At 71.4% G+C, this 7,333-nt stretch carries 7 protein-coding genes; 3 read left to right on the forward strand and 4 right to left on the reverse strand.

Annotated features, from left to right (window positions below; translation table 11 throughout):
* The 3 genes from JAO81_RS43245 to JAO81_RS41170 all read right to left on the reverse strand — a co-directional run.
* The coding region (locus tag JAO81_RS43245) for a hypothetical protein (protein WP_233416640.1) at positions 1-1,049 on the reverse strand (1,049 nt) is incomplete at its 3' end.
* A 10-nt stretch (positions 1,050-1,059) separates the two neighbouring features.
* Complete coding sequence (locus tag JAO81_RS41165) at positions 1,060-1,314, reverse strand: MoaD/ThiS family protein (protein ID WP_187819611.1); 255 nt, start codon at positions 1,312-1,314, stop codon at positions 1,060-1,062.
* Positions 1,315-1,544: 230 nt separating this feature from the next.
* Positions 1,545-2,393, reverse strand: coding sequence for an alpha/beta hydrolase (locus tag JAO81_RS41170; protein ID WP_199553136.1), 849 nt, complete (start codon positions 2,391-2,393; stop codon positions 1,545-1,547).
* A gap of 257 nt (positions 2,394-2,650) precedes the next feature.
* On the opposite strand from JAO81_RS41170, the gene JAO81_RS41175 reads away from it, so the two are divergent.
* The gene (locus tag JAO81_RS41175) at positions 2,651-3,451 is read left to right on the forward strand and encodes a response regulator transcription factor (RefSeq protein ID WP_199553137.1); all 801 of its coding nucleotides are present in this window, start codon (positions 2,651-2,653) and stop codon (positions 3,449-3,451) included.
* A gap of 24 nt (positions 3,452-3,475) precedes the next feature.
* Positions 3,476-4,498, forward strand: coding sequence for a LacI family DNA-binding transcriptional regulator (locus tag JAO81_RS41180; RefSeq protein WP_199553138.1), 1,023 nt, complete (start codon positions 3,476-3,478; stop codon positions 4,496-4,498).
* A 75-nt stretch (positions 4,499-4,573) separates the two neighbouring features.
* On the opposite strand, the gene JAO81_RS41185 is transcribed toward JAO81_RS41180, so the two are convergent.
* Positions 4,574-6,067: an MFS transporter gene (locus JAO81_RS41185; RefSeq protein ID WP_199553139.1), complete on the reverse strand. Its 1,494-nt coding sequence runs from the start codon at positions 6,065-6,067 to the stop codon at positions 4,574-4,576.
* 241 nt (positions 6,068-6,308) lie between these two features.
* Here JAO81_RS41185 and JAO81_RS41190 point away from each other — a divergent pair, with 241 nt between their 5' ends.
* Positions 6,309-7,202 carry a LysR family transcriptional regulator gene (locus tag JAO81_RS41190; RefSeq protein ID WP_199553140.1) on the forward strand — a complete coding sequence of 298 codons (894 nt, stop codon included), beginning with the start codon at positions 6,309-6,311 and terminating at the stop codon, positions 7,200-7,202.
* Positions 7,203-7,333: the final 131 nt, after the last annotated feature.

Here is a 7,333-nt window from a genome sequence, read left to right on the forward strand (position 1 = left end):
CGGGGGGCGCGCGAGCGCGGGGGCGGCCCCCGGGCGAGCGGGGCGCCCGCGCCCGCGAGCGCGCCGCCGGGGGCGGCGTCGGACGAGGCGCCGAGGAAACCGGCCGCGATGATCGCGAGCGCGGCCGAGGCGACCGTGGCCATCAGGCCCTGCATACGGTCGTCGGCGTCCGCGCGGGAGCGCAGCTGGAGCACCAGCGTGAGCAGCACCCAGACGCCGAGCGTGCCGATGATCGCGGCGGGCGCGTGCTCGCGGCCGACGGCGAGCAGCACGAGGTCCGCGGCGAGCGCGCCCGCGAAGGCGAGCGCGATGCCCTGGCGCGCGGGCCACATCCCGTTGAGCCGGAACCAGCCGGCCGCGGTCAGCGCCTGCAGGACGAGCAGCGGGACCAGCAGGGCGTACGGGCCGATGGCTGCGCCGCCCGCGAGCAGCAGACCGATCCCCGCGGTGATCCCGGCGGGCTGGATGCCCGGCGCGATGATCGGCGAACGGCCTTCGGCGCGGGCCCGCTGGGCGTCGGTGATCCGCTGATTGCCCACGACCGTGGCGGGCCCGTAGGCGGGCCCGCTCTCGGGGCCGGGCTCGGCGGGAGCCGGGGTGTACGTCTGCTGGTGCTGCGCGGCCGGCTCCGCGGGCGCGGCGCTGTAGGCGTACGCGTCGGCGGCGCGCTCGTCGTAGGGGTACGCGGCCCCCTGGTCGGCGGGGTACGGGGCCCCCTGGTCAGCGGGGTACGGGGACGCCTGGTCCGCGGGGTACGCGGGCTGCTGCTCGCCGTACTGGGCCGCGTACGGGTCGGTGCCCTGCGGCGGGTAGGGCGCCTCGGGCGGGAGCGGTCCCGCGCCGTAGTTCTGCGGCGGCAGGTACGCGGTGTCCGCCGCGGGGGCCTGGGTGTGCGGGTGCGCCTGGGTCTCCCAGGTCTGGCCCTGCCAGCGCTGGGTGTGTGGCGCGTCCTCGTAACCGGGCGTGCCCGTGGGCCACTGCGGGTCGGGCTGCTGCTGTTGCTGCTGCCCGTACGGGTCGTACGAACCCTGCTGGTTCTGGTCGCTCATCGTGTACGGGTCACCCTCCTGCGAACGGCGGGAGCACCTCGACCGTGCCGCCCTCGGCAAGGCGTACGGTCTCATGTCCTCGGGTACCCACGGGGTCGCCGTCGATGAGGAACGAGCATCGCTGCAGGACGCGGACGAGTTCGCCGGGGTGTCGGACCCGTGCCGCGTCGAGGGCCTCGGCGAGGGTCTCCGCGTCGTAGGGCTCCTCTGCGAGGCCGGCGGCGGACTTCGCTGCGGCCCAGTAGCGGATGGTGCCTGTGGCCATGCGGCCTCCTTTCGGGTTGCATCCATGATGCCGGTCTGGGCGGGGTGCTTTGCCTGTGCGGGTGAGTGGGGGTGCGGGTGGGCGCCTGCCGCGGGCGGATTTCCCCTCCCCGCCCCTTCCCGAAACCGGGGCTGCGCCCGGGCCCCTTCATCCGAACTTCGTTCGGATCTGCTCAAGCGCCGCAGGGGCTGAAAGATCGCCTCAAACGCCGGCGAGGCTGAAAGATCCGCTCAATCGCCGCAGGGGCTGAGGTTGCCGACCAGGCTGGAATGGCGTGCCCACTCCCCGATCCGGCTCAGAAGCTCCTCGCCGGCCGCGTGTTCCGCGTGGCCCATCCCCGGCTCCAGCCACAGCTCCACCCCTGGGGCCGCCGCCGCCAGCATGCGGGGGTGGTCGAGGGGGAAGTACGGGTCCCTGTCGCCGTGGACGACCAGGAGAGGGGCTTCGATCAGCGGTACGGACTCCACCGGGGACAGCGGGACCGGGTCCCAGTCCCGGTGGTGGATGCGGGTGCGCAGGACGTGGCGGCCGACCGCCCGGCCCGTACGGCGGGTGATCAGCCAGTGCAGGCGCCGCATCGAGGGCGTCCCCCGGTAGTACCAGCGGGCCGGAGCGCTCACGGACACCACGGCGTCGGGGCGCGCTTCCGTGCGCCCCCCGTGCAACGCGCCGTGCCGGAGCACCACGGAGCCGCCCATCGAGAAGCCGACGGTCACGACGCGGGTGCAGCCGAGCGAGCGGGCCCACTCGACGGCCGCCGCGAGATCGAGCACCTCGCGGTCGCCCACCGTGGAGCGTCCGCCGGAGCGGCCATGGCCCCGGAAGGAGAAGGTGATCACGGCTCCGAACTGGGTGAACACCCCTGCGGCCCGCCGTACATGGGGCTTGAGCAGATCGCCCGTGAACCCGTGCGCCACGACGATCGCGAGGCCGTCCGAGGATTCAGGACCCGTCGCGCACGGCTCGTACGCCACCTCGATCGCCACCCCGTCCGCCGTACGCAGCGTGGTGCGCCGCCTCCCCCGCGTGATCGGTAGCACAGAAGATCGCGCCGTTTGACCTGCCGGAGGTGAACTCATGTGGGCTATTCTCCTTCTCGGAGGATCCGGGCAGCGTAGCCCCCGGGTCCTTTTGTGCTTTTCTGCAGGGTTCAAGGGTTGAAGCCCTGCCCGGCAGGTGAGCACCGCGGGCCCAGGGCGCGGGACCCGCGAGCGGTATCGAGCAACACCAGCAGTGCCGTAAACGTCCTCGCAGGGACCGAGGAGGAACCAGACGTTATGGGCGAGCGAAACGTGCACGACCGTCATACGAGCAAGGCCGTGGCAGGTGGTCAGCGATGAGTTCTCTGCTGCTCCTGACCAATGCCCTCCAGCCGTCGACGGAGGTGCTTCCCGCCCTCGGACTGCTGCTTCACAACGTGCGGGTGGCCCCCGCCGAAGGCCCCGCTCTCGTCGACACCCCTGGTGCCGACGTCATCCTGATCGACGGCCGCCGTGATCTGCCACAGGTGCGCAGCCTGTGCCAGCTCCTGCGGTCCACCGGACCCGGCTGCCCGCTCATCCTCGTGGTGACCGAGGGCGGTCTCGCCGCCGTCACCGCGGACTGGGGCATCGACGACGTACTCCTCGACACGGCAGGACCTGCCGAGGTCGAGGCGCGGATCCGGCTCGCGATGGGCCGGCAGAACCTCACCGGCGACGACTCCCCGATGGAGATCCGCAACGGTGATCTCTCGGTGGACGAGGCGACCTACAGCGCGAAGCTCAAGGGCCGCGTCCTGGACCTGACCTTCAAGGAGTTCGAGCTCCTGAAGTACCTGGCCCAGCACCCCGGCCGGGTCTTCACCCGCGCCCAGCTGCTCCAGGAGGTCTGGGGTTACGACTACTTCGGCGGTACGAGGACGGTCGATGTCCACGTACGAAGGCTGCGGGCGAAGCTCGGCCCCGAGCACGAGGCGTTGATCGGCACCGTCCGGAACGTCGGTTATCGCTTTGTTACGCCGGAGAAAGCGGACAAGGGCGAGCGCGCGGCGGACGCCGCCGCCAAGGCAGGGGCCAACGCGGACAAGGGCTCCGAGCCTGTCCGGGCGCTGTCGGACGAGCGTACGGAAGCTGACGTACGGCCTGCCAAGAGGTGACTCTTCCCGCGTAGACTGCCGCGCGTGGCCAAGGTGACGCGGGACGATGTGGCGCGGCTGGCGGGGACTTCCACCGCCGTCGTGAGCTATGTGATCAACAACGGTCCCCGGCCGGTCGCCCCGGCCACGCGCGAGCGGGTACTCGCCGCCATCAAGGAGCTGGGCTACCGCCCGGACCGGGTGGCGCAGGCGATGGCGTCCCGCCGTACGGACCTCATAGGCATGATCGTGCCGGACGCCCGCCAGCCGTTCTTCGCGGAGATGGCGCACGCCGTCGAACAGGCCGCCGCCGAACGCGGAAAGATGGTCCTGGTCGGCAACTCCGACTACCTCGACGAGCGCGAGGTGCACTATCTGCGGGCCTTCCTCGGGATGCGGGTCTCCGGCCTGATCCTGGTCAGCCAGGGCCCCAGCGAGCACGCGGCCACCGAGATCGACGCGTGGGACGCCCGGGTGGTGCTGCTGCACCGCAGGCCCGACGCGATCGACGATGTCGCGGTGGTCACGGACGACGTGGGCGGAGCACAGCTCGCGACGCGTCACCTTCTCGAGCACGGCCACCCGTACGTGGCCTGTCTCGGCGGTACGGAGGGGACCCCGGTCGTCGGCGACCCGGTCACCGATCACGTCGAGGGCTGGCGGCTCGCGATGAAGGAGGCGGGCATCTCCACGGAGGGCCGCCTCTTCGAGGCTCCGTACAACCGCTATGACGCCTATCAGGTCGCGCTCTCGCTCCTTGCCGGACCCGACCGGCCGCCGGCGCTCGTCTGCGCGACCGACGACCAGGCGATCGGCGTCCTGCGCGCGGCCCGTGAGCTGCGGATCGACGTTCCCGGCGAGCTGGCCGTGGCGGGCTTCGACGACGTCAAGGAAGCGGGCCTGACGGACCCGCCGCTGACCACGGTCGCCTCGGACCGCCCTGCCATGGCGCGGGCCGCGGTCGACCTGGTCCTCGACGACGCCCTGCGGGTGGCCGGTTCACGCCGGGAGCGGCTGCGTCAGTTCCCCGCGCGGTTGGTCGTACGGCAGTCCTGCGGCTGCAACTGAGCCGCCTGCCCGGAACTTCGGGGCCCCGCCCGCAGGACAAGGCGGAACGGGACCCCGACGTATCAGCTCGTACCGTCAGTGCCCGACCGGCACACGCTGTGCGGACTCCTCCTGAGGCGCCCCGGCCGGCGTCCCGGTCTGCCCCGATGACCGGTGCAGCAGCAGGAGCAGCGCCGTGACGAGGCCGACCAGCGCGAACACCGCGGTGGCCAGGAAGCCCGCCTGGAAGCCGTCGTTGAGGCCGGCCGCGTCCGTGCCCGTCGTGTACGCGAAGGCCACCGACGAGGCGATGGCGATGCCGAGCGCGGCGCCGATCTGGAACACCGCGTTGTTGATGCCCGACACCAGGCCCGACTCCTCGGGCCTCGCGCCCGTGAGCGAGGCGATCGAGGCCGCCACGTTCGTGCTGCCGATACCGGAGCCGAAGATGACGAGACCGAAGAACAGGTCGCTCCAGTAGCCGCCGCCCGGATCGATCTGCGTCAGGAGCAGCAGACCGCCGGAGAGCAGCGCCATACCGGTGATCGCGATCGGCTTGTAGCCGACCTTGGCGACGAGGCGGGCGCTGACGTTCGCGCCGATGATCGACATGACCGCGTAGACCGCGGTGCTGAGGCCGAACTTCACGGCGCTGTAGCCGAGGACCTGCTGGGCGTACAGGGAGGTGATGAGGGCGCCTCCGTACACCGCCATGGCGACGATGGCCATCAGGATGTTGCCGCCGACGACGGTCGGCGAGCGGAAGATCCGCAGCGGCACCAGGGGCGCCTTCGACCGGGCCTCGATCACGGTGAACAGGACGAAGAGCACGGCCGCGGCGATCAGCATCCAGACCGTCTGCCCGCTGCCCCAGCCCACCAGCGGCGCCTCCGACACGGCGTAGACGAGCAGGGCGATGGCGGCCGTGATGGTGACCGCGCCGGCCGGGTCGAAGCGGCGGCGGCCGGGCTGCACCGGCGTCTGCCGCAGCAGCTTGGGGCCGAACAGCAGGACGGCGGCCACGACCGGCACGTTGATGTAGAAGATCCACTCCCAGCCGAGGCCGTCGGTGATGGGGCCGCCGATCAGCAGCGCGGCGGTGGCACCGAACGCACCGATGCCCGTCCAGATACCGAGCGCCTTGTTGCGCTCGGGACCCTCCGCGAAGGTGTGCATCAGGACGGCCATGGCGGTCGGGGTCATCACCGCGGCGGCCACGCCCTGGACGACGCGGGCGGTGATCAGGACCTCGTCGGTCCAGGCGAGACCGCAGAAGACCGAGGCGACGCCGAACAGCGCCGTGCCGAGGAGGAACATCCGGCGTCCGCCGAGCAGATCGGCGGTACGGCCGCCGAACATCAGCAGTCCGCCGAAGCTCAGCAGATAGGCGCTCATGACCCACTGGACGCCGCCGGGCGCGAAGCCGAGCTCCGTCTCGATGGCGGGCAGGGCCAGCATCACGATCTGGGAGTCGACGATGACCATGAAGAAGGACGCCACGAGCAGGGTGAGCGCCAGCCATCTTCGGGGGTCGGGGGTCTGTGCCTGAGGTGGCTGAGGTGTGCGCCGGTCGGCGCTGTGACGGGACATCGAAGTTCTCGCTTCCTTCGCTTCTGTTTTATGAGCGGATACGCGGATATTCCGCCGGGCAGGAGGCAGCGGGCAGCACGGAGCAGCCGCCCGCGGTTCTCGCGGCGGTCCTTGCATGGGGGAGGTGGGCCGGGCTGTCGGCCCTGTGACGCCGATCAGTGTGCTGGCGGGGCAAGTCCGCGATCAACGGCGAAGTGCTCACCCCTCGGTAAGGTGCGCTTAACGATCACGGGGGTGGCGGATGAACTGGCAAGAGCTGCACACGTTCCTGGTGTTGGCCGAGGAACTGCACTTCGGCCGGACAGCGGAACGGCTGCTCATCTCGCGGGCCCGGGTGAGCCAGATGACCAGGACGCTGGAACGCCGCGTCGGCGCCCCGCTGTTCGAGCGCTCCAGCCGCCGCGTGACGCTGACCCCGCTCGGCCACCAGCTGCGCACCGAGGTCGCCCCGCACCACCAGGGCGTGCTCGACGCCCTCGCGCGCGTCACCGAGGCCGCCCGCGGCACGGCGGGCGTGCTGCGCGTGGGCTTCTCCAGCCCGCTGGCCGGCGAGACGGTCATGCGGGTCTCGGAGGTACTCCGCGAGCGCTATCCCCTGTGCGAGGTGAGGATCCGCGAGGTCCATCTGTCGGACCACTTCGGTCCCCTGCGCAGGGGCGAACTCGACGTACAGCTGACCGAGTTGCCGGTGGACGAGCCTGATCTGACGGTCGGCCCGGTGCTGCTGCGCGACGCCCGGGTGCTCGCGGTGTCGGGCGGGCATCGCCTTGCGGGCCGTACGACGGTGTCGCTCGAGGACATCGCCGATGAGGAGGTCGTGATCATGGAGGAGATGCCCGCCCTCTTCCGGGACGCGCTGGTACCGGCCCGCACACCAAGCGGCCGGCCCATCCGGCGCTCGGCGGTGACCCGGTACTGGCAGGAGCTGCTCGCCCTGGTCGCCGCGGGCGAGGGTGTCACCATCGCCGTCGCACAGGGAGCGGTCTACTACCCGCGCCCCAACCTCGTCTACGTCCCGTTCGACGACCTCGGGCCCCTGGAGTACGGGCTCCTGTGGCGCGGTACGGAAGCTTCCGCGAAGGTCTGCGCCTTCGTCGAGGTGGCCAGGGAGATATGCCCGGCGGGGCGGGGCTGAGCTTCCCCTCGCCGGCCGGCCGGCGAGCTTCCTTACATCGGGCATACGGGGTTCTGCCGGGCTTCTCAGCGCCCCCTCAGGAACCTCTCATGATCCGCGGCAAAGCTCTGAGACATGACCGAGAGCTACCG

The organism is Streptomyces sp. N35 (genome assembly GCF_016464295.1).
Classification (GTDB): Bacteria; Actinomycetota; Actinomycetes; order Streptomycetales; family Streptomycetaceae; genus Streptomyces.